Genomic DNA, 22,731 nt, shown 5'->3' on the forward strand with positions numbered 1-22,731 from the left:
ACACGCCTCGCTCTGTTATCGATCATCTCCGATGCATGCGCTACGAGATCTACTCCAACTGTGGAGAAACCAGGAGGAAAACCCATGAGTACTGTCGCTGACGTCATCGCGGCGGCCCTGAGCCGTCACGGTGTAAAAGCCATCTTCGGCCAGAGCAATCCGACGGCCTTGCTGCTGGCAGCCGAAAAGATCGGCATCCGACAAATCTTCTACCGCACCGAGAACGCTGCCGGAGTCATGTCGGACGGCTTCTCCCGCATCTCAGGGCAGATCGGAGTGGTAGCCGCCCAGAACGGACCGGCAGCCACGCTGTTCGTCGCACCAATGGCGGAGGCGCTGAAGGCCTCCATCCCCATGCTCGTTCTCGTTCAAGAAGTGCCCTCATCCGTTCGCGATCGCAATGCGTTCCAGGAACTCGACCACGAGGCGTTGTTCGCAGGTGTATCGAAGTGGACACGTCGGATCGACGACCCCTCCCGGGCCGAAGATTACGTCGATCTTGCCATGACCATCGCCAACAGCGGCCGACCCGGCCCGGTGGTCTTGTTGCTACCCAAGGACGTCCTTAGTCTTGAGTCGTTGCCAAGCAGATTCCGGCGCACCCAGAACCTCGGCCAATTCCCGCTGGATCGTCCGCGGCCGGCTGCCGAAGCAGTCGCTCGCGCGGCAAACCTTATCGCGAACGCAAAGTCGCCTCTGATCATCGCCGGCGGCGGAGTTCATGTCTCGGATGCCGTTGAAGAACTCGCACAGCTTCAGGAACGCGGATACCTCCCGGTGGCCACGACCAACATGGGCAAGGGCGCCGTCGATGAGACTGCCCCGCTCTCGCTTGGTGTCGCGGCGAACGTCACCGGCAAGAATGGTCCCGCGCACTTCCACCTGCCGCTCATCTCCAATGCCGACGTCGTCGTACTAATCGGTACCCGGACGAACGAGAATGGCACCGACAACTGGACGCTGACCTCACCGGACGCAACGTATATCCACATCGACGTCGACGGTCTCGAGATCGGCCGGAACTACGAATCCATCCGTCTGCTCGGTGACGCTCGCGCGGCCATAGAAGACCTCACGGCAGCGCTGGGCCAGCTCGACCTGACAAAACGTGAGGCTGCGCTAGCCGGCCTTGTTGCCACGATCGAGGACGGGCGGCGCCAGCACAAGGCCGCGACAGCGACACTCTCGGCTTCAGACTCAACGCCAGTCGCGCCCGAACGGATTATGGCAGAGTTGGACTCTCTACTCGAACCGACCGACATCGTTGTGGCGGACGCGAGCTACGCTTCGATCTGGGTTACCAGCTACCTCACATCCCGCCGCCCCGGGCAGCGCTTCCTCGTACCACGGGGCTTGGCTGGTCTCGGGTGGGGCCTTCCACTAGGAATGGGCGCCAAACTGGCTAGCCCTGCCTCCCGAGTGGTCGCCATCGTGGGCGACGGCGGATTCGCCCACGTCTGGTCCGAACTGGAGACAGCAGTTCGCGAAAACATCCCGGTAGTCGTTATCGTCCTGAACAACGCCCTGCTCGGATACCAGCGTCACGCCGAGAACTTCTTCTTCGACCAGACAACCACCGCCATCGCCTTTGCACCGGTCGACCACGGCGCGATGGCACGGTCTACAGGCGCAGCCGGTGTGCTCGTGGACAAGGCCGAGGACCTCCATGCCGCACTGGCAGACGCACTCGCGTCCAACACCACAACCGTTATCGATGTCATCACGGACCCGGACGCGTACGCGCCCGTGCGAGCCTGGGACGCCGGCGAGGAGCGAATCAATGCCTACGCAACATCCTGACGCCGACGCGCAACTACCAGTTCCATCGTTTCTCCGAAACCTCCGCTTCGCGGGAACGAGCTTAATGAGGCATTCGCCGCCCTTCACACATTTTGGAACGTCTGAGGCAAAAATCAGCGAGGCTGATCGCCGCAGGGGCCGACGTCGTTATCCCTGCCGGACGCGCTGAATAGTCTCCTCGCACGGCGGCGTTCAAAGAGTGCAGGATGTGCCCCTGCTGGGTTCCTACGGTTCTCTGCTTGGATACGCTCTCATGCTGGTCCAACTTCAGCAGCGGTTCGGGGTGAACCGGTGTTCCTTGGCCAGCAGCGCAGTCGGCATCCAAGTCGGAGGGATGGCCCGAGGAACGAAGCCGACCATATGTTCGCCGTCAAGACTGACTCCCCGCCGGGATTCCCACACGACCACCCTCTCGAACAAAGGACATGACATGCGCCCGCTTAACGGACCAGGGGAGATACTTCCCGCTAGCGCAGCACAATATGGGGACAAGGTTGCATTGATCACCCCGACCCGCACCCTGAGTTTCAACGAACTCGACGAGCTCTCCACCCGCATCGCATCCCGATTGTGGGAACGCGGCATCGTCCCCGGGGACCGGGTCTCAATCTACGCAGGCAACAGGTGGGAGTGGGTCGTGGCCTATCACGGCGCGCTCAAGGCAGGGGCCGTGGTCAACCCCATCAACGTGATGCTGACCCCTGAAGAGGTACGTTTCGTGCTGCGCGACTGCTCGTCCTCGGCGTTGTTTGCCTCGGCCGACAAGCTTGAGGCGATGGCCGGGATAGGGCAAGAAATGGAAGGCTTGAAGCTCGTGGTTGGCTTTGACGGACCCGATAATGCGACTGATTCATTCGAATCCTTGCTGTCCCCAGATGCCTCTACTGATTTCCATCGGCCCGAAGTCCTTCGCGATTCCCCATCCACCATTGGCTACACTTCAGGAACCACCGGTCACCCCAAGGGAGCGGTCCAGTCCCAGCAGGCCGTGCTGCTTAATTGCCAATCAACCGCCCAGATGCATGGGCGCACACATGACGACGTCGTAATTTCGGCACTCCCGGCACCTCATGTTTATGGAAACGTGGTCATCAACGCGACGTTGCTCCAGGGCGGCACCGTGGTGCTAATGGCCCGTTTCGATGTCAAGGATGCTCTCAAACTGGTTGCTGAACACCGCGCCACCCTGTTTGAGGGAGTGCCCGCCATGTATTCAATGATGCTCAACGAGCCGACGGTTTCCTCCGCCAACCTCACGTCGATCACCCGAAGTACCGTCGGCGGACAGACCATTTCCACGTCCGTGATCGAAGCCTGGGAAAAATTGACCAATGCCCCGATGCTCGAGCTGTGGGGAATGACGGAACTAGCCGGGCTGGGCTCCACACATTGGCACGACAAGGAGCCTGTGCGCGGCTCCATAGGCGTGGCGCTTCCGGGGCTGGAACTGCGCGTCGCGGATCTCGACGACCCCCACAAAAATGCCGGACCGGGGCAGCCCGGTGAACTCATGGCGCGCGGACCCATGGTGATGATGGAATACTTCGGCAATCCACCGGCCACCGCGGAGGCACTCGAAGCCGATGGTTGGTTACACACGGGAGACGTTGCCATACAAGATGAGGCGGGCTACTTCTTCATCGTGGATCGTCGCAAAGACATGATCATCACCGGAGGCTACAACATTTATCCGGCGGAAATCGAGCGGGTCGTTGCCGCCCACCCGGCCGTGGCCATGGTCGCAGTCGGGTCGCTGCCCGACCCTGTCAAGGGTGAATTCGCCTGTGCCTATGTGGTGCGCCGCGATGGGCAGGGGCTGGATGCCGAACAGGTCATTGCCTACTCACGGGAGCATCTGGCCGCATACAAGGTGCCACGCAAGGTGGTCTTCGTCAAGTCACTCCCACAAACCTCCACTGGAAAGATCATGCGCAGGAAACTCAGCACCTTCGGCCAGGAACTGTGAAGCGCTTCTTCACACGTTGGCCTCACAGCCACGAACCTACAATTCACCGATAAGGTCGCCGAGCACGAAAGCGCGCACTCTCAGAGGCAAGCCGTCCCGCCATGCAGGAGCTCCGTGACAAATACGAGTCGCTCTTCGCCCAGGTGCTCGAACGCGGGACACGCGTCTGTACCTTCAAGCAGGCGACCTCACCATGGCCCGTCTGGCGCTCATGGAAATGGGAACAGGTGTCGCTCGTTGGTTCCGCCACGATGGGCGCCTTCATCTGAAGCAAGTGCAGCAATACTTCGTGAACATAGCAGACAGAATCCTCGCCGTGGGCAGCTCCGCCCTCGACGGGGTCGACTTCATCGTTGCCCCGCGCCGACTTGAAAGCGAGCCCGAACCCGTACCGGGACGCGCACACGCGTCCTAGTGCCCGCCGGCTTTTCTTCACTCCCATTCTTGATTCCCGCGACGAAAGAGAAACCGTGGATACATTGAGCAGCAGCGTTGACATCACCGACCCAACTTTTGTGCAGAACGCCGAGCGGCAATCGCTCCTAGTCGACGAGCTCCGTAGCCGCTTGGCCCGCGCGGCCCTGGGTGGTTCGGAAAAGTCACGCCAGCGCCATCTGAACCGCGGGAAGCTCCTGCCCCGCGAACGAGTTAACACCCTGTTCGACGAGGGCTCCCCGTTCCTTGAGATTGCACCCCTCGCTGCCGAGGACATGTACGGCGGGGAATGTCCCGGTGCCGGCATCATTGCCGGAATCGGATTGGTGCACGGACGCCATGTCCTGGTGATCTCCAACGACGCCACGGTCAAGGGCGGCACTTACTTCCCAATGACGGTGAAGAAACACCTGCGGGCGCAGGAAATCGCCATGGAAAACGGGTTGCCCTGCGTTTACCTCGTTGACTCCGGCGGGGCCTTTCTGCCCAAGCAGGACGAGGTCTTCCCCGACCGCGACCACTTTGGACGCATCTTCTACAACCAAGCCAACATGTCGGCCCGCAAGATCCCGCAGATCGCGGCCGTCCTAGGCTCCTGCACCGCAGGAGGCGCCTACGTTCCAGCCATGAGTGACGAGACCGTCATTGTTCGCAACCAGGGAACGATATTCCTGGGCGGGCCTCCCCTGGTGAAGGCAGCCATTGGTGAAGTCGTTACGGCCGAGGAACTGGGCGGCGGCGACCTGCACGCCATGACTTCCGGGGTCGTGGATCACTTGGCCGAAAACGATGCACATGCCTTGTCGATCGTCCGGAACATCATTGAAACCCTGCCACCTTCCCCGGCACCACCTTGGGACATTGCCGCACAGGTCGCCGAGCCGCTGGCCGACGTCGAAGAGCTCTACGGCGCGGTACCCACCGACGTGAATGCGCCCTACGACGTCCGCGAAGTCATCGCGAGGGTCACCGACGGCAGCGAGTTCCATGAATTCAAGGCCAACTACGGCACCACCCTAGTGACAGGGTTTGCTCGCATTCACGGCCACAAGGTCGGAATCATTGCCAACAACGGTGTGCTCTTCTCGGAGTCCGCGCTCAAGGGAGCCCACTTCATTGAGCTGTGCGACCAACGCGGCATACCGCTGGTCTTCCTGCAGAACCTTGCCGGATTCATGGTCGGTCGCGACTACGAGGCGGCCGGCATCGCTAAGAACGGCGCCAAGATGGTCACCGCGGTGGCCACAGCCCGGGTCCCCAAACTGACGGTCGTCATCGGGGGCTCATTCGGTGCGGGAAACTACTCGATGTGCGGGCGGGCGTATTCGCCGCGTTTCCTGTGGATGTGGCCGGCCGCCCGCATCTCCGTCATGGGCGGCGCGCAGGCCTCCTCCGTACTGGCTACCGTAAAGCGCGACCAGATCGAGGGCGCTGGCCAGAGCTGGGATGCCGCCGACGAGGACACCTTCAAGGCACCCATCAAGGAACAGTACGAAGCCCAGGGCAACCCCTACTACTCCACGGCGCGGATCTGGGACGACGGTGTCATCGATCCAGTCGACACCCGCCGTGTCTTGGGCATGGCCCTGGACGTGTGCGCCAACCAGCCACTGCCGGAGACATCCTTCGGCGTCTTCCGGATGTAACAGCCCACCATGAGAACCCGACTCCAGAACGGATCAACCGTGAAAAACGAACTCTTCCAAACGGTGCTCGTGGCCAACCGCGGGGAAATCGCCGTCCGCGTCATCCGCACGCTGCGCGCCCTGGGCATCCGCTCGGTCGCCGTCTACTCCGATGCCGACGCGGGAGCCCGCCACGTTGCCGAGGCCGACATTGCCCTGCGCGTCGGGCCGGGCCCCGCCACCGAAAGCTACCTGAGCATCGAGGCAATCGTGGATGCCGCCCGGCGCAGCGGCGCCCAGGCTGTACACCCCGGCTACGGGTTCCTCTCCGAAAACGTCGACTTCGGCCAGGCCCTGCAGGATGCCGGCATCACGTTCATCGGCCCGGACGTGAAATCCATCAATCTCATGGGCGACAAGATCCGCTCCAAAAACCACGTGGTTGCCCACGGCGTTCCCGTCGTGCCGGGCATCGCCGAACCCGGCCTGAGCGACGAACGGCTCGGTGCCGCGGCCCTGGACATCGGTTTCCCGCTCCTGATCAAGCCGTCCGCCGGGGGCGGGGGCAAAGGCATGTTCGTCGTCGAATCGGCCGAAGACCTGCCAGAAAACCTGGCCAGCGCGCGGCGTACCGCACGAAGCGCCTTCGGCGACGACACGCTGTTCCTTGAACGCTTGGTGCGCAACCCGCGCCACATCGAGGTGCAGGTCCTTGCCGACCGGCACGGAAACACGGTGCATCTGGGAGAACGCGAATGCTCCCTGCAGCGCCGCCACCAAAAGGTCATCGAGGAAGCTCCTGCGCCACTGCTGGAAAACCTGGCCTACGGCGCCAGGATTCGAGCCGAGCTGGGTGCGGCCGCTGTGGCGGCCGCACGCTCCGTGGACTACGTGGGAGCTGGAACAGTGGAGTTCCTGGTCTCCGATGAGAACCCGGACGAATTCTTCTTCATGGAGATGAACACGCGCTTGCAGGTCGAGCACCCGGTGACCGAGCAGGTCGTCCGGATCGACGGCCGGCGCATCGACCTGGTCGAATGGCAGGTCCGCATTGCCGCCGGCGAGGCCATCGATTTCACCCAGGAGCAGGTGGAATTGCACGGCCATGCGGTGGAGGCACGGCTCTATGCCGAGGACCCATCCCATGACTTCCTGCCGTCCATCGGCACTATCCTGCAAGTGCAGGAACCAACGGGTGAGCACGTGCGTGTGGATAGTTCGCTGCGCAACGGCCTGGAAATTTCCGCCCACTACGATCCGATGCTCGCCAAGGTCATCACCTGGGGCGCCGACCGCGCCGATGCCCTCACCCTGCTGGACCGGGCTCTGTCCCAAACCGTTGTGCTGGGCGTGCTGACCAACATCGAATACCTGCGGCTGCTCATCAATGACCAGGACGTTGCGGCGGGCAAGCTGGACACCAACTTGATCGGGCGCAAGATGCAGCAGATGCACTTCCGTTCCGTGGACGACAGCGATCTGGCGCTGGCCGCGCACCTGGCCTTGGGCTCCAGGGAACACACTGGCGGCACCTGGCACCGGGGAGACGGGTGGCGCCTGGGCACGCCTGTCGATTCCGCACTGTATATCGAGATCGACGGGCACGTCGTGTCCCTGCGGGTCCGCTCCGCCGGTGCTGGAACCACCGTCCTGGTTGACGGCAACGAATTCACGGTGCTGCCCAGCACGTCCGGTGCCATATCCGTCAACGGGGTGACCCGGCCAGTGGGCATCTCGATTGCCGCCGACGGCACCATCTGGCTCTCCTGCGACGGCTGGGCCGCCGCCATCCACCCATTGAGCCGCCGGGAACATCTGGCCCGCGAACTCGCTGCCATGGACCGCGGCGCAGGAACGCTGTCCCCGGAGGTGCGTTCCCCCATGCCCGGAACTGTCATAGCCGTGCAGGTAAGTGACCGGCAGCAGGTGATAGCCGGACAGGTCCTGGCATCGATTGAGGCCATGAAGATGGAGCACCAAATGCTCTCGCCCAGCGACGGCGTCGTTCACATGAGCCACCTCAAGGTCGGCGACCTAGTCAAGGCCAACCAGATCATTGCCACAGTGAAAATCGTGGAAGCCGAAGCCAACGACACCGAAATTATCCGACCCGAATTGGAGCACAGCGCATGAGCACCCAGACCCCCGAGCGCGTGGAGCAACGCGGTTTCTACCTCGACGAGTTGCGCGAGGGTGTGGTCTACGCGCACCGTCCCGGGCGCACTCTGACCGAGACCGACAACGTCCTGTTCACCTCGCTGACGATGAACAACCAGGGCCTGCACCTGGACGCTGCTTGGAGTGCCACCCAGCCCTTCGGGCAACGGCTCATGAATTCCCTGTTCACCCTGGGAACCATGATCGGGCAATCGGTGCCGCAGATGACCGAGGGAACCATCATCGGCCAGCTCGGCATCGACGCGGTGAAGTTCCCGCATCCGATGTTCCACGGCGACACGCTCTACACCGAAACCGCGGTCACGGACATCCGGCTGTCCAACTCCCGCCCGGGGCAGGGAATTGTCACGATGATGCACACCGGCAGGAATCAGGACGGCGTGGTCGTGGCCACAGCAACCCGCACCTGCATGATGTGGACCAGGGACGCCCATGCGGCATCCATGAACACCGCGGAAAAAGACTAGGCATGGGAAACTTCATCATGGGACCGGCAATCCTGTTTTGCCCCGCGGACCGGTCGGACCGATATGCCAAGGCGCTGGAACGAGCCGATGCCGTCATCCTGGACCTGGAGGACGCCGTCGCGGCGGAGAACCGCGCTGAGGCGCGTCGCATGCTTATCGATTGCCCCCTGGATCCGGAACGCACCATCGTGCGGGTCAATCCGGTCAGCACCATGGACTTCGCCGCGGACATGGCCGCGGTCCAGCGGACCGAGTACCGCACCATCATGCTTGCCAAGACCGAGACGCTCGATGACTTGGCCACTGTCGCCGATTTCAACGTCGTGGCACTTTGCGAGACAGCGCTGGGGGTCATCAATGCGCCGCAAATTGCTGCCGCCCGCCACGTCGTGGGCGTGATGTGGGGCGCCGAGGACCTAGTTGCGTCCCTCGGAGGATCCTCCTCCCGGCACGATTCCGGCGCCTACCGGGACGTGGCCATGCATGCCCGTTCCCAAGTGCTGCTGGCCGCCGTCGCCTACGGCAAGGTTGCCATCGACTCCGTCTACATCAACATCCCTGACCACGCGGGGTTGATGCGTGAGTCCATTGATGCGGCGGCCTCGGGCTTCGGGGCCAAGGCCTCGATCCATCCCGGGCAAATGCCGATCATCCGTCAGGCCTTCACGCCCACTCTCGAGCAGGTCGATCGCGCAGTGCGCGTCCTTGCCGCGGCCGAGAATGCCACCGGTGTTTTCACCTTCGAGGGGCAGATGGTTGACGAGCCACTGCTGCGCCATGCGCGGGCCACATTAGCGAACGTTGGCCGTCTCCAATAAGCATAGCCAGATGCCGGACCAGCCAGAGAACCGCCGTCCAAGGTCAGGCGTTACCTGGATGCCGAATCGTGGCGCCGCATGACGCGCTATACAAGTGTGCCAAATACCTGCAGAGAAAATGACACAGAAAGAGTCGCCAGGCGGTAGCGAAACCGCAAGGAGGTCCCGAGCATAACTGCCGCTAGGAGCAAAACGGCGCTGCAAGCCGATAACGTGCCGAACGCGACGTCCCTGCCTGTTGCAATGGCTGCCCGGACGAGGTGCGCGTGTTCCGGTCCCAGGGTCGTGATGACAACGTGGTCGACGTCAGGATGGTTGATGAAGTCGTTGTAGTCACCGAACCCGTGAGGGACTTCCAGCTCGTCGGCAAGCAGGTCAGCGCGGTCCTGCGCACGGCTGGATACGGCGACCAGTTCGAACTGATCAAGGGTGCGCCGGGCAGGAATGTGGCCGTACTTCCCCCACCCGCCAGCGCCGATACCGCCTACTCCGATGGTGTCCGTGCTCATAATGCTGCCACGGTCTCGGTGCTGTGTACGTGCCTTGTGGATGTGCTTGATTTGCCTGCATGGAGAGGCAGACAGGTCAGCCGCGAGCGGGAGGGAAGGCATGGCGTCGTCCGAGGATCACCATGATGAGGGCGGTGACGAGCAGGATCATGGTGGCCCAGCCGAGTGCCGGTGCTCCCAGGGCGCTCAGAAGGGCGCCGCCGATGATGCCGCCTCCGGCGATGCCAATGTTCCATCCGGTGACCATGACGCTTTGCGCGGCGTCAACAGCGGTACCGGCTGCGTTCATCATCGCTGTCTGCAGGAGACTGGCAGCGCCCCCGAATGCCAGACCCCAGGCGGCGGCACTCGCGTACACGATCACGGGCGACCCACCGGCGAGTCCGAGGGTGAGGGTAGCGAGGGCGAATAGCGCGTTGCTGATGATCATCAGCGTGCGTAGGCGCCGGTCTATCAGGGCCCCGGTAATGACCAGACTCAGGAGGGACGCGATGCCGAAGACCAGCAGGACGGCGCTGACTGCGTCGCCCATGCCGATGGGTGTCAGGAATGGTGCGATGTAGGTGTAGAGAATGTTGTGTGCGGTGACGTACAGCATCGCGGTGACCAGGACGGGCACAAGACCGGGCAGAGTGAAGACCCGGGAGATAGGGGTCCGCTGTCCTTTTTCCTGCCCGGGCAGAGCGGGCAGGGTTGCCAGCACCCAGCCGATGATCAGCGCGGCGAACACTGCCATCATGACGAAGGTGAACCGCCACCCGACCAGACTCGCCAGCAGGGTTCCTGCGGGTGTGCCGATGGCCAGGGCGATCGGTGTGCCCGCCAGCGCAATGGTCAGGGCACGGCCGCGCTGGTCGCTGCGAACCAGCCGGCCCGCGATCCCGGCGATGATGGCCCACACTACGCCGGCGAAAATGCCGGCCACGAAACGGGTCCCGAGTGTTAGCGCGTAGCTAGGGGAAACTGCGACCACGAGGCATGTGACCACGTACCCGATCAGGGACCCGATCAGCAGGCGACGGCGCGGCCACCCCATCGTCGAGCTGATGATCGGGATAGCTCCCACGATCGATCCGATCGCGTACACCGTGATGAACTGGCCGGCGGCGGATTCACTCACGCCCAGTCCTTGGCTCATCTCGGGCAGGATCCCGGCCGGCATCGTTTCCAGCATGATGGTGAGGAAGCCACTGGCGGTCAGCGCGAGCAGGCTCCACAGGGGGAGGCGCTGAGAGGTTGGCATCTCCGTCTGGATGTGGTCAATTTGCGTCATGAACGTTACCGTAGATGATTGACACTAATGTGAAGGTCAAGCCGGACGCCAAGCGCTCCGAGCATGAAGGGAAAATCATGCGGATTGGAGAGCTCGCGAAACTCTCGAACACCCCTACCCGTTCGCTGCGCTATTACGAGGAACAGGGCCTAATCGTTCCCCGGCGACTGGAGAACGGGTACCGGGAATACGACCCACACCTGATCGACAGGGCCATCCAGATACGCGGCCTGATCGACAGCGGCGTCCCGACGAAGATCATCGCACTGATCCTGCCCTGCCTGGACAAGCCCCGCGGCATCGTGCCCGACGACATCGAGCCGGAACTGCTGACCATCCTCCGGGACGAGCACGAGAGGATGAGCCACCGCATCGACTTCCTCACCCGCAACCGCGACTCCATCACCGCCTACATCGACGCCGCCGACGCCGCGCTGGAACGCCGAACCGCCGGCACCGCCGCCTAAGCGTGGAATTGTTGCTCTCCAAGCGCATGCCGCTGCGTCTTTATGGGAGAGAAGTCTGCCGTTCCCCCGCGGGGCTCCTCATGTAGGCGAGTTGTCTCGCCGACGGTCCTCCACCGTGACACCCACTAACGATTTCGCCGAGAAAAAGCAGCTACTGACGTCTCGGATTCGCGTATGCCCCGTCCGCACAAAAGTGCTGTGGAGTCCGCGAACGCCAAATTTCCGGCACCTAGGCACTGTTGACAAACGTAGGAGCGTCCAACGGTCTGCTGCCCCAGTATTTCCCCAAGGGCACGGACCTGAGCATCCACAGCGCCGCTGACCTCGACTGGTCGCCCAGGAACTGAACGACCGACCGCGTAAAGACTAGATTTCAGGAAACCGAAGGAACTGATCGAGGACCTCCTGTTGCAATAAACACCTGAACCGCCAGCCTTCAACGGACACTTTCTCGGGCGGGTCTAACGCAACTCAGAGCCGCCCTCCAACGAGAAACTGTGTGTACCATGCAGGCTCATTGAGAGGTATCAGCTCTCGATTACAGGTTTTTCGATCAGGTCTGGCAAAAGCAACTTTCGCCCTTGACAGAGAGGCCCCACCTACCGGCGCCGCAAAAGGGACACCTGGATGCAAAAGACTATGTCAGCCAGTCGTAGTCACGGTCATGGGTAGTTGACTCTCAATTAGTAGGCGTTGATGGGAGGGGCTATCGGAATCGGGTCTCCTATGCGTAAGTCCAGGCGAAATGATAAGTGGCTTACGTCAGCTGAGCTGAAACGCCTGTGGGCGTGATGGCTCAGCTGACTCTTCCCTAATGCCTGCTATCAAGTCGCCCGCCTTGAGCAGAAGTGATGCCGTCATCTGCGGGGTTACGGCAGTCGGAACGTTGTAGCTATTCGTGTGGCAGTTCGGCGCGCAGGACGGCGCCGAGCAGGCCGGGGAATCGCTCGTCGAGGTCGTCCTGCCGGAGGGTATTGTGAATCGATGTTCCGCGATAGTGCTGCTCTATCAGGCCTGCTTGGCGCAGGACGCGAAAGTGGTGCGTCTTCGTGGATTTGCTGACCGGCAGATCGAAGGAAATGCAGGCTAGGTCGCTGTGCCCCTCTGCCAACTGCCTCACGATCGTGCGGCGCACAGGATCGGCCAACGCGCTCAGCACGTCGTCGATTTTGATGTCGTTCCGGCAGGGGTGATCAAGGGTCCGCACAACATCATTGTCCCTTACGCATGTCGCAGAACGGCTGGTACTACGAAATCCATCGTAGTACGATGACTATCGAACTACGCCGTTTTCGCCACGAGGAGCACGCCTTGACACACGCCCTGTTCGAACCGATCACCCTCCGCGGCTTGGAGATCCGCAACCGTATCTGGATTCCGCCGATGTGCCAGTACGCTGTTGATGCGCAGGATGGCGTGCCCACAGACTGGCATCTCATGCACCTGGGTTCGCTAGCTCGAGGCGGGGCCGGTGCTGTCATTGTTGAGGCCACGGCCGTCCTTCCGGAAGGCCGTGTCAGCCCACAGGATCTCGGCCTCTGGAATGATGAGCAACGGGAAGGCTTCCGGCGCATCACGGACCTGGTTCACTCCCAAGGGGCTGCGGCCGCCATCCAGTTGGCACATGCCGGCCGGAAGGCATCGACCTGGCGTGCTTGGGGTGAACGCAAGGAAGGCAACGTCCCATCGGCTGACGGCGGCTGGGACGTGGTAGGTCCTTCGCCCATTGCATATCCCGGCCTCGCCACGCCGAAGGAGCTTGACGCCCAGGGAATCCACGAGGTCATTTCAGCCTTCGCAGCCGCCGCACGCCGCGCTGTCGACGCTGGTTTCGACCTGCTCGAAATCCACGCTGCCCATGGTTACCTGCTACACGAGTTCCTCTCGCCCTTGAGCAACGTACGGCAGGACCCGTATGGTGGCTCGCTCGAAAACCGGGCGCGAATTGTGCTGGAAGTCTTGGACTCCGTTCGCGCCGAGGTCGGCGACAGCGTACCCCTTATTGTCCGCCTGTCTGCCACCGACTGGACCACCGACGGGCTGACGCTTGAGGACACCGAGCAAGTGGTCCGCTGGCTCAGTGAGCACAGCGCCGACATGGTGGACATCTCTACCGGAGGTAACGTAGCTGATGCCATGATCCCTGTCGGCCCCGGCTATCAGCTGCCCTTCGCCTCCGTGATCAAGGCCAGCACCAGCGTCCCCGTCGCCGCCGTAGGGATGATTGATCAGCCCTTCCAGGCCGAACAAATCATCGCAACGGGGCAGGCCGACGTCGTCCTAGTGGGACGGGAATCACTCAGGGACCCCAACTTCCCCATCCGCGCAGCCGAGGCCCTCCGTTACGACATGCCGTACCGCCCCATTCAGTACGAACGTGCTTACCGCTGATGCCCCTGGCTGCTCCGCTGTTGGTGCACACTAGTTGCCTCGTACGTGTGCACAGCGGCGGCAGCGGCTTTCATTTTCGCCGGTGCACGGCACACATCAATAAGCGCCGGTGGTTCATGGGAGACACCGGCATGCAGCGTTGGCCGATGGTAAGAGTGGGGACCCTGGCCTGATGAGGAACGCCAGGGTCCACACACTTCCATGCCCGCTCAGTACCGGACGGATAATTGCCTGCGTAACAACCCGGCGCTGGTGGCTAACGGCTTCCAGCCATCTTCGGGGCCGCGTCGCATAAGCCGGTCCTTCAATGCACCACTCCACGGCAAAATGGCAAACGCTGGAAACGCCGTGTTTCCAGGGTTCTCGAATTGGCATATGCCCCGCCCGTAAAAATGCCCGCTACGGGGCGGCGGATTTTATCGGGCGCGGCGAAGGAATTTGAGAAGAGGTGCAGAAATATCAGCGGTTATCGAGTAAAAGCAGGACGGGTCTAAGAGAGATTCACCCATCCGGTCGGGCATCTTCATTGCACTCGGACTTAGGCAGAGCCCTCTTCCAAGCTTCATAGAGTTCTGTCTCGGCGTAGAGCCTCCGGCTGACCGCTCCGTTTCCCTGAAGCCACAGGACGGAGCCGTCCTCCGTTACGGCATCGACAGTTCCTGTATCGATTGTCGCGCCGCCTCGCCGTATTTGCACCTGCTGGCCATCTAATTCGGACCAGTCGGTGACGGCAACGTATGTCATGGGTATGTTCCGATCTTTTTTGGGCCTCAGAGTGGCGTCGCGGGCGGCTGAAGCTCAATCTTGCAGCTGTTGCCGTGTGTCAGGTTCAAATACAACCGAATCTGACATAGGTTCTCCTATGCCGGCTTTCGGGAGAGCCTGACTGGAACAGGATCAACATATCTATCGGCGGCTAGCGGCGTTTCATGCACGGAAGTTTTATTGGATGGAGAAGATCCCGCGCGAACGGGAATAGGTAGAAAAGCCCGGGCTGGCGAAGGACCGGAACGATCCGCCCTTCGCCAGCCCACTCGTACGTTGGTCGGTCAGGCCCGTGGGTTGAACGGGTCGTTGATCTTGTTGCCCAAATCGATCCAGACTGTTTTTGTTTCGGTGTATTCGTAGATGGCTTCGGGCCCGTTTTCACGGCCCAGGCCGCTGTCTCCGAAGCCGCCGAACGGAGCGATGTAGTTGGTCTTCCTGTAGTTGTTGATCCAGACTGTTCCTGCTCTCAGCGATCGGGTCATCCGAATTCCGCGGGCGATGTCACGCGTCCAGACTCCGGCAGCGAGACCGAAGTTGGTATCGTTGGCAATCCTGACAGCGTCTTCCTCGTCTTTGAAACGGATGACTGAGGCGACGGGTCCGAACACTTCTTCCCGTGCAATTCTCATGGTGTTATCAACGTCAGCGAAAACCGTGGGCCGAACGAACAGGCCTTGGTCCAGTCCCGGATCCTCTGGATGAAAACCTCCCGCCACGAGCCGGGCTCCCTCGGCCGTTGCTATATCGATATAGGACAGCACCTTGTCGAACTGGGCTTTGCAGGCCACCGTGCCCATCTCAGTATGCTGGTCCAACGGATCACCCAAGCGGATCTGGTTCGCCTTCTCGGCCAGTTTTTGAACAACCTCGTCGTAGATCGTTTCCTGCACCAGGATGCGCGAGCCAGCCATGCAGGTCTGGCCGGTGGCGGCGAAGATGCCGGCAACGATTCCGTTGACCGCGTTGTCAATCTCGGCGTCCTCGAAGAGGATGTTCGGCGATTTTCCGCCGAGTTCCAGGGACACTCGCTTCAGGTGGCGGCCAGCGGATTCTGCGATGATACGGCCGACCTGGGTGGAACCGGTGAACGCAATCTTGTCCACCTGTGGGTGCTGGGCCAGCGCAGCTCCAACAGCTCCGTGGCCAGTCACGACGCTGACAACACCAGTAGGCAACCCAGCCTCTTCCAGCAAGCGCATCAGTACCAGGGTTGATACTGGAGTGATTTCCGATGGCTTGATGACAACCGTGTTGCCAGCCGCGAGGGCCGGGCAAAGCTTCCAGAGCAATAATGCCAGCGGACTGTTCCATGGCGTTATGGCGGCGATGACACCGATCGGCTCCCGCACAGTGTAGACCTGAAAGTTAGGGACGCTGCTGGCCAGTGTCTGTCCCGTGATGTTCTCGGCGGCACCTGCAAAAAAGTAGCAGTGGTTAGCCAGGGCTCGCGTTTGCCCGTGAACCTCTCGGATGAGTTTGCCGTTTTCCATGACTTGGACGCGGGTGAGTTCGTCGACGTTTTCAAGGATGAGGTCGCCAAACTTCCTGAGAAGCGCAGCACGCGTCGCGGGTGTTGAGGAGGCCCATGGCCCTGACTGGAAGGCCTCACGTGCGGCGCACACGGCCCTGTCCACGTCGGCGGGGCTTGCTTCAGGCACGGAGGCCCAGGGTTCATTGGTGTATGGGTTGATTGATTCGAATCTTGCGGCGGATTCGGATTCTACCCATTCTCCGCCAATGTGCATCTGGAAGGTTTCGGGAGTCAGAACTTTGTTCGGCATGTTTGTCCTTGTCAGAGTATTTGGTCGCTGGCTTGCTCGTCGAGCATGGCTACCGCGGTTTCTTCGATGTCTTTAGCGGCTTGAAGAACGAGCTGGCGAAACTTCTTGACTCGCACTTCAGTGAATTCGTGGACCGGTCCAATGATGTTTATCGCCCCGACGACTTGCCCCTGGACCCCATGGATAGCTGCGGCCACGCCGCCGGCCCCTTGGATGCGTTCGCCCCGGGATACTGCAACCCCTGACCTTCGGACCTCGTCGATGCGCTTCATCACGGCAGACCTATCGAAGGATTCCGCTGTGCCCGCATCGCCCAGGAACGGCAGTTCAAGGGCCTTATTGACGATTTCGTCCGGCAGTCCTGCCAAGATTGCCCGACCAACCGAGCCGCGCTGAAGGCCGTAAGGCCGGCCCAGCTCCACGGACATTTTCATTTCGGAATCCGGCAGGACCTGGTCGATGTACATCCTGCGCAGTCCTCCGAGCACGCTCAGGGTTGCAGTCTGACCGGTCTCAGCCACGAGGCGCTCGAGCATGGGACGGGCAAGCTCACTGAGGGAGTTCCTGGTCACCCGGTTGCTGGACAGGAAGAGCGAGGCTAGCCCCAAGGAGTACTGCTGATTTGCCGGGTTCTGGTCCACGAGGGACCGTGTCATCAGGGCGCGCAGGATGCGGTGGGCCACCGTGGGACTCAAACCGGTCCGCCGCGCGAGTTCGTTGACGCCGATCGGGCTGTGGGCATCTCCCAGAGCAATGAGGATGTCTGCGACGCGGCGGGCAGATTCGGTTCCTGCATCAGCGGACATTTTCAGGGGTTCCTTTTTCGATCGTTGCGGCTTCTTCATAGCCTAGGGTGCTGCGTCGATGCGCGATTCGCCGGTACCCGTAGGCTGACCCCAGCGAGACTACGCCTGCGATCACCATCATTGCCACCAGAGTCTCCCACCGGCCAGTGCCGGATACGAGGGCTTCGGCGATGATCGGGGTCGGGGCACTCCATACCAGCGCAGCAATGGCGTAGGTGACTGCCGTACCTGAGTATCGGAACTGTACGGGGTACAGTTCCGCGATCATTGATGAGAGGACCGAGTAAGTGGTGGCGTGGGCAGCGACCATTCCTGCCGCGATCGAAACGAAAATCAAGACTGGGTTGCCGGAGTTCACCCCCCAGAAGAAGGGGAAACCCATCACGACGGCCGCGATGGCACCCCCGGTAAACACCCGGCCAGCCCCAACCCGGTCCGCCAGCGAAGCGAGGAGGGGCAATGCGATGACGTCGACTACCGCGGCCAACATGACGATCAGCAGAGCGGTTCCCTGGGCCATGTCGAGGACATTGACCGCATAGGAGACGAAGTAGGTCGCCACAATGTAAAAGACCACGTTTACGGAGGCCTGCAAGCCAATGCCAATCACCAACGGAAGCTTGGCATACCGCAGGAGCTGGCCAAGAGGGACCTTGGGCTGATCCTTGCCTGCCTTAACCGTTGTGAAAGACTTCGACTCTTCGACCCCCAGCCTGATGATCAGACCGACGATGACAAGGACGAACCCGAAAATGAAGGGAAGGCGCCAGCCCCAAGCAAGACGTTCGGCTTCCGGCATCAGGGCCACCAAGGCCATGACCCCGGTGGCAGTGATGAGGCCTATGGGGGACCCCATTTGAGGCGCCGAGCCGTAGAGGCGGACCTTGTTCGGCGGCGCATTCTCGACCGACATCAAGACAGCGCCGCCCCATTCGCCGCCAACGGCAAATCCCTGTAGAAAGCGCATGGCGACCAGGAGTGTCGGGGCAAGTACGCCAACTTGTTCATAGGTGGGCAGCAGGCCGATCAGGCCAGTGGCGCCGCCCATGAGCGACAGGGTCACGATGAGAGTGGCGCGGCGGCCGATCCTGTCGCCAAGGTGACCGAAGACGATCGCTCCGAGCGGGCGGGCGATGAACGCCACCCCGAAGCTCGCGAACGCCAGAAGTCGACCGACCGCGGGGTCTCCGCTGGGAAAGAAAAGGGGCCCGAAATAGAGGGCGGCCGCGGTGCCGTAGATGAAGAATTCGTACCACTCGATGCTGGTTCCAACAAGGCTGGCGACAGTAGCTCGTCGCGCCTGGACCTGCGGAGTATTGGGTGCGGCACTAGACGTTGTACGCATGGGTATCTCCTGGTTTCCCTACGAGGTTGGCGGAGGCGTCGGCGGCGGCCAGACGGCCAAAGACCATTGCCCTGAGCATTGATGAAGCTCCCGGATAGCTGTGGTGGTAAAGACCCGCGGCCTCGCCGACTACGTAGAGGCCCGGAATAGGCTCACCATCCGGGTCAACGGCCCGGCCTGCAGTATCGGTTTTGACACCGCCGAAGGTGAAGGTAATGACTGCGGACATGGGCCAAGCGCCGAAGGGGCCTTGGTCAATGGGACGTGCCCAGTTGGACTTGGGCGGGTTGAGCCCTCGGGTTGCAGCTCCGTCCTTGGTGGTGACGTCCATGGGGCCTGGCTGGCATGCAGCGTTGTAGGACTCCACTGTGGCGGTCAGTGCATCGGGATCGATGCCGAGTGCACTCGCCAGTTCCTCGATGGAATCGGCGAGGATCGCTTCGGTTTCGGAGAGTACGGCTTTCTGGTATTCGGACTGCAGGAGTCGCTGGTCGACGATGAGGTAGGCGTGCTGATTGGCGTCCCTCCAGATGTGGTAAGCGACATCCTCGAAGGTCTCGTCGACGGAATCCCGCCCTTCGTCAAGGAAGCGCCGCCCTTCCTGGTTCACCAGGATGCCGTAGGGGTAGACCATGACCAGGGCCTCCGCCTTCGAGGCACGCGGATCACTTGGCTCTCCGTGGAACATGTCGAATTGGCCGGCTTGGTCGGCGCCCGCCCGCAGTGCCATGCTGATGCCCTCGCCGCGATTGTTGGCGCCACCGGGGCAGATGGTTTCGAGTGTCCTGCCACGTTCGCCGAGGTGTTGGGCCAACAGGTCCTTGTTTCCTTGGAAGCCGCCACTGGCCAGGACGACAGTCGGGGCGTGCCATGTAGTTTCCGCTCCGGTTGAATCTCGCCCCGTTACCCCGACCACTCTGCTCTTCTCGACAACGAGGTCAAGGGCTTCTGCTTGGTATTCGATCTGTCCGCCGAGTTGCTCAAATCGGGCGGCCAGGGCTTCCACAACTGCGGCCCCTCCCCCGCGTGGCATCATCCGGCTTCCCTTCGAAGTCAGGAAGTAGGTGTCAGCCAAGCCCATGTCAACGCCGTTGCTCCGCGCCCATGCCACGGTCGCCTGGGCCTCATCGGTAAGCGTCTCCACAATGGCGGAATCGGCCTGGCCGAGACTGTACCGATCGATGCGCTCTGCGAAGTCTTCGGTTGGACGGCCGTCCTCATGCAGCCGGAAGAAACCCTTTGTCCATCGGGTATTGCCGCCCCGGTCTTCACGCGCAGCGCGCTCAAGGACCACGACCTTGGCACCCGGACGCAGTTCCAAAAAGCTTACTGCCGTGGAGAGCCCTCCGGCTCCGCAGCCAACAATAACCAGATCCTTCCGCTCAATGCGGTTCATAGAATCTCCCCTTTTTTGTATTTCGCTAGAAGAAATGATTTGCTGTGATTCGTGACACTAGATCATCAGATCTTGCGGAAAGTGTCAAGAACTTCTTAGGCTGTTAACGGAAGCGGTCGAAATGTGCCGATTCGCTCAGCGAAATGGAGATGCGATGAGAAGTGCATACGAAACAGCCCGGACGGGTGCAGATCCGGCCGCATTCCCGGAACTGTGCCGGGTAGCATACGGCTCGTTGCGCGCACAGGCCCGGAACGTCCTCGAGAACAGCTATGCGTTCACGGAAGGGGAGCGTGAGGTCAGCGCGGCATCTGTTGCCATGTCGATCCGGAACCAGGCCTGCGGGATCAGCGCTGCCCCGTCCATCTCCGGCCCCGTCTCCCTGCTCACGGCGAAGGCACGTCGGCGTGCGTTGACCCGGCTGAAATCTGCCGGCGACCTGCTAAGAATCAATGTCATCGGCCCTGTAGGAGGACTGACGTGAAGTCGAATCTGTTGGAAGGCGTAAAGGTCCTCGACCTCGCCAATGTATTGTCCGGTCCGTTTGCCGGGTACCAGCTCGCCCTCATGGGTGCCGATGTGCTCAAGGTTGAGGCCCGGACCAACGGCGACTTGGCCCGCAAGCTCGGATCCTCACCCGAGCTGAGCGAACGGCACCTGGGGATCTCATTCCTCGCGCAGAACAGCGCGAAGCGGTCGATGACGCTGAATCTGAAGTCCGAGCGCGGTAAGGAGGTCTTCCGGCAGCTGGTCGAGACCCACGACGTGGTGCTGGAAAACTTCCGCCCCGGTGTGCTCTCCCGCCTGGGATTCAGCTGGGACACCCTGCGGGAAATCAACCCGGGGCTCGTCTACTGCGCCATCTCCGGATTCGGTCAAACCGGCCCGCTGCGCGACCGCCCTGCCTACGACCAGATCATCCAGGGGATGTCCGGACTCATGTCGGTCACCGGCGACAGCGAAACCGCGCCGTTGCGGGTGGGAGCCCCCATCAGCGACACGGTCGGCGGCTTCGCGGCCGCATTCGCCATCTCCTCTGCCCTGGTGCGCCGTGGCCGCACAGGCGAAGGCGCTTTCCTCGACGTCTCCATGTTGGAAGCCACCCTCACCGCCATGGGCTGGGTAGCTTCCGACTACCTCGTGGGCGGCAGCCTCCCCATCCCGATGGGGAACGAGAACCGCACGGCGGCGCCGTCGGGAACATTCACCACGGCAGACGGCAAGTTCAACATCTCGGCCAACAAGCAGGAGCAGTTCGAGGACCTGTGCCGCCGCCTGGACTGCCCTGAACTTGCCACCGACCCGCGGTTCGCCGAGCGGGAAAACCGCAAGGCCAATCGCGAAGAACTCAAGAAGGAGATTGAGGGCGTCCTCAAACAGCAACCCAGTTCTCACTGGAACGAGGTCCTGTCCGCGGCCGGAATCCCGGGGGGCCCTGTCATGGACGTCGCCGACGCCTTGGAGTCTGAGCAGATTACCGAGCGGGGACTCGTGTCCACCCTGCAGATCGAAGCGCTTCAGGGCGTTACAGACGCAACGATCGGCCCCGGGGGATCCGTCCGCCTGCTCGGCGCGCCGGTCCACGTGGACGGCGCCGCCGTAGGACCCACTACTAGGCCCCCACTCCTGGGAGAACACACCGACGACGTGCTCGTCGCGCTCGGATATTCGACTAATGACATCGAGTCCTTCCGATCCGAAGGGGTTATCTGATGAGCCGCTCCGACTGGTGGAAAACCTCCATCTCCGACATCTCGCCCGGCATCATCCGGTACTACGGCTACCCGGTGGAGCAGCTGATCTCCTCAGAGCACGTGGGAATGGCCTCGATGATCTGGCTGATGACCCGCGGGGAGCTGCCGACCGTGCCCCAGGCGCAACTGTTGGAGCGTGCCCTCGTGGCCGGCGTCGACCATGGGCCGCAGGCCCCCTCGATCGCCATCGCCCGCATGGCCATGACCTGCGGGGTCGGCATCAACAGCGCCATGGCGTCCGCGACCAACGTCCTCGGTGATGTCCACGGCGGCGCCGGCCAGGAACTCATGGAAGTCTTCCGGACCATCCTCGACGATTCCAGGCCTCTTCCGGAGGCCGTCGGGGTCGAAATTGCGCGCCTGCGCTCCGACAACCGATACGTGCCGGGCTTCGGCCACCGTTTCCATCCGGTCGATCCCCGGCGGGAGCCGCTGGTCTCCGCCGTCGAGACGGCCCGCGACGAAGGGGTCGTCGAGGGGCGGCACCTGGAGGTGGCACTGGAGATCGAACGACAGATCAACCTGAACCGTGATCGGCCCATCCCGATGAACATCGACGGCGCCACCGCCATCATCTACGCAGAACTGGGCTTCGAACCGGTCCTCGGCCGTGGCCTGTTCATCCTGTCCCGATCCATTGGAGCCCTCGCGCATGCCTGGGAGGAATCCCGGTCGGGCCTGCGCAACAAGGGACCGGAACACCGGTCCGTCCTACCCGACTATCTGGGACCCGAACCCCGAGACGTCCCTTAATAGAGCCAGCCGACGCCGCGCGCCCGGGGCCGGCCACTCCCGACCAGCTGTCCACAGTCGTGCCGCGTGTCCGGTCGCTGCGGCGCACCGGACAATTCATTGCCCACCAATGCGGTGCTGCCAGAAACCATGCCAATTGGAGAAACCATGGACAGTCCCATACTCCGGGAGAAAATCATGCCCCAGCTGCCTTCGCGGC

The 22,731-nt window shown here is 62.0% G+C and carries 20 protein-coding genes and 1 pseudogene; 14 read left to right on the forward strand and 7 right to left on the reverse strand.

Annotated features, from left to right (window positions below; all coding sequences use genetic code 11):
- Window positions 1–84 precede the first annotated feature (84 nt).
- The 8 genes from AC3A4M_RS15250 to AC3A4M_RS15285 all read left to right on the forward strand — a co-directional run bounded on the left by AC3A4M_RS15250 (window position 85) and on the right by AC3A4M_RS15285 (window position 9,289).
- Window positions 85–1,800 carry an acetolactate synthase catalytic subunit gene (locus AC3A4M_RS15250; protein WP_498736609.1) on the forward strand — a complete coding sequence of 572 codons (1,716 nt, stop codon included), beginning with the start codon at window positions 85–87 and terminating at the stop codon, window positions 1,798–1,800.
- Window positions 1,801–2,230: 430 nt separating this feature from the next.
- Window positions 2,231–3,766, forward strand: coding sequence for a class I adenylate-forming enzyme family protein (locus AC3A4M_RS15255; RefSeq protein ID WP_498736611.1), 1,536 nt, complete (start codon window positions 2,231–2,233; stop codon window positions 3,764–3,766).
- Between the two features lie 101 nt (window positions 3,767–3,867).
- Window positions 3,868–4,035, forward strand: coding sequence for a hypothetical protein (locus AC3A4M_RS15260; RefSeq protein WP_498736741.1), 168 nt, complete (start codon window positions 3,868–3,870; stop codon window positions 4,033–4,035).
- Window positions 3,984–4,181 (forward strand): hypothetical protein, encoded by a 198-nt coding sequence (locus AC3A4M_RS15265; protein ID WP_498736735.1) that lies wholly within the window; start codon window positions 3,984–3,986, stop codon window positions 4,179–4,181. The genes AC3A4M_RS15260 and AC3A4M_RS15265 overlap by 52 nt, the downstream gene beginning before the upstream one ends.
- Window positions 4,182–4,236: 55 nt before the next feature.
- Window positions 4,237–5,847 (forward strand): carboxyl transferase domain-containing protein, encoded by a 1,611-nt coding sequence (locus AC3A4M_RS15270; protein ID WP_498736613.1) that lies wholly within the window; start codon window positions 4,237–4,239, stop codon window positions 5,845–5,847.
- A gap of 9 nt (window positions 5,848–5,856) precedes the next feature.
- Window positions 5,857–7,959 carry an acetyl/propionyl/methylcrotonyl-CoA carboxylase subunit alpha gene (locus tag AC3A4M_RS15275; protein ID WP_498736615.1) on the forward strand — a complete coding sequence of 701 codons (2,103 nt, stop codon included), beginning with the start codon at window positions 5,857–5,859 and terminating at the stop codon, window positions 7,957–7,959.
- Complete coding sequence (locus AC3A4M_RS15280) at window positions 7,956–8,471, forward strand: MaoC family dehydratase (protein WP_498736617.1); 516 nt, start codon at window positions 7,956–7,958, stop codon at window positions 8,469–8,471. The genes AC3A4M_RS15275 and AC3A4M_RS15280 overlap by 4 nt, the downstream gene beginning before the upstream one ends.
- 2 nt (window positions 8,472–8,473) lie before the next feature.
- Window positions 8,474–9,289: an HpcH/HpaI aldolase/citrate lyase family protein gene (locus tag AC3A4M_RS15285; protein ID WP_498736618.1), complete on the forward strand. Its 816-nt coding sequence runs from the start codon at window positions 8,474–8,476 to the stop codon at window positions 9,287–9,289.
- Window positions 9,290–9,375: 86 nt separating this feature from the next.
- Here the strand turns inward: AC3A4M_RS15285 and AC3A4M_RS15290 are convergent, their stop codons facing one another.
- The gene (locus AC3A4M_RS15290; RefSeq protein WP_498736620.1) at window positions 9,376–9,798 is read right to left on the reverse strand and encodes a Gfo/Idh/MocA family oxidoreductase; all 423 of its coding nucleotides are present in this window, start codon (window positions 9,796–9,798) and stop codon (window positions 9,376–9,378) included.
- Window positions 9,799–9,874: 76 nt separating this feature from the next.
- Complete coding sequence (locus AC3A4M_RS15295; RefSeq protein ID WP_498736622.1) at window positions 9,875–11,071, reverse strand: MFS transporter; 1,197 nt, start codon at window positions 11,069–11,071, stop codon at window positions 9,875–9,877.
- 14 nt (window positions 11,072–11,085) lie between these two features.
- Here AC3A4M_RS15295 and AC3A4M_RS15300 point away from each other — a divergent pair, with 14 nt between their 5' ends.
- Window positions 11,086–11,538, forward strand: a complete 453-nt coding sequence (locus AC3A4M_RS15300) for a MerR family transcriptional regulator (RefSeq protein WP_498736624.1) — start codon at window positions 11,086–11,088, stop codon at window positions 11,536–11,538.
- A gap of 257 nt (window positions 11,539–11,795) precedes the next feature.
- A pseudogene (locus AC3A4M_RS15305) lies at window positions 11,796–11,955 on the forward strand (IS30 family transposase); the annotation flags it as partial.
- Window positions 11,956–12,430: 475 nt separating this feature from the next.
- Here AC3A4M_RS15305 and AC3A4M_RS15310 read toward each other — a convergent pair.
- Complete coding sequence (locus tag AC3A4M_RS15310) at window positions 12,431–12,745, reverse strand: ArsR/SmtB family transcription factor (RefSeq protein ID WP_498736626.1); 315 nt, start codon at window positions 12,743–12,745, stop codon at window positions 12,431–12,433.
- Between the two features lie 62 nt (window positions 12,746–12,807).
- Here AC3A4M_RS15310 and AC3A4M_RS15315 point away from each other — a divergent pair, with 62 nt between their 5' ends.
- Entirely contained in the window at window positions 12,808–13,929 is a 1,122-nt protein-coding gene (locus tag AC3A4M_RS15315; protein WP_498736628.1) for an NADH:flavin oxidoreductase/NADH oxidase, read from the forward strand.
- A 1,049-nt stretch (window positions 13,930–14,978) separates the two neighbouring features.
- On the opposite strand, the gene AC3A4M_RS15320 is transcribed toward AC3A4M_RS15315, so the two are convergent.
- The 4 genes from AC3A4M_RS15320 to AC3A4M_RS15335 are packed head-to-tail and all read right to left on the reverse strand — an operon-like array spanning window position 14,979 to window position 20,025.
- Window positions 14,979–16,478 (reverse strand): aldehyde dehydrogenase, encoded by a 1,500-nt coding sequence (locus AC3A4M_RS15320; protein ID WP_498736630.1) that lies wholly within the window; start codon window positions 16,476–16,478, stop codon window positions 14,979–14,981.
- A gap of 11 nt (window positions 16,479–16,489) precedes the next feature.
- Window positions 16,490–17,284 carry an IclR family transcriptional regulator gene (locus tag AC3A4M_RS15325; RefSeq protein WP_498736632.1) on the reverse strand — a complete coding sequence of 265 codons (795 nt, stop codon included), beginning with the start codon at window positions 17,282–17,284 and terminating at the stop codon, window positions 16,490–16,492.
- Window positions 17,274–18,629, reverse strand: coding sequence for an MFS transporter (locus AC3A4M_RS15330; RefSeq protein WP_498736634.1), 1,356 nt, complete (start codon window positions 18,627–18,629; stop codon window positions 17,274–17,276). The genes AC3A4M_RS15325 and AC3A4M_RS15330 overlap by 11 nt, the downstream gene beginning before the upstream one ends.
- A complete protein-coding gene (locus tag AC3A4M_RS15335) occupies window positions 18,613–20,025 on the reverse strand; it encodes an FAD-dependent oxidoreductase (protein WP_498736636.1) in 1,413 nt (470 codons plus the stop codon). The genes AC3A4M_RS15330 and AC3A4M_RS15335 overlap by 17 nt, the downstream gene beginning before the upstream one ends.
- A 154-nt stretch (window positions 20,026–20,179) precedes the next feature.
- On the opposite strand from AC3A4M_RS15335, the gene AC3A4M_RS15340 reads away from it, so the two are divergent.
- Genes AC3A4M_RS15340 through AC3A4M_RS15350 form a run of 3 tightly spaced genes read left to right on the forward strand, consistent with a single transcriptional unit; the run spans window position 20,180 to window position 22,532 of the window.
- Window positions 20,180–20,509, forward strand: a complete 330-nt coding sequence (locus tag AC3A4M_RS15340; RefSeq protein WP_498736637.1) for an IclR family transcriptional regulator domain-containing protein — start codon at window positions 20,180–20,182, stop codon at window positions 20,507–20,509.
- Window positions 20,506–21,738: a CaiB/BaiF CoA transferase family protein gene (locus AC3A4M_RS15345; protein WP_498736639.1), complete on the forward strand. Its 1,233-nt coding sequence runs from the start codon at window positions 20,506–20,508 to the stop codon at window positions 21,736–21,738. The genes AC3A4M_RS15340 and AC3A4M_RS15345 overlap by 4 nt, the downstream gene beginning before the upstream one ends.
- Entirely contained in the window at window positions 21,738–22,532 is a 795-nt protein-coding gene (locus tag AC3A4M_RS15350) for a citryl-CoA lyase (protein ID WP_498736641.1), read from the forward strand. The genes AC3A4M_RS15345 and AC3A4M_RS15350 overlap by 1 nt, the downstream gene beginning before the upstream one ends.
- The last annotated feature ends 199 nt before the right edge of the window (window positions 22,533–22,731 follow it).

The organism is Arthrobacter sp. Soil_C_60 (assembly GCF_057656375.1).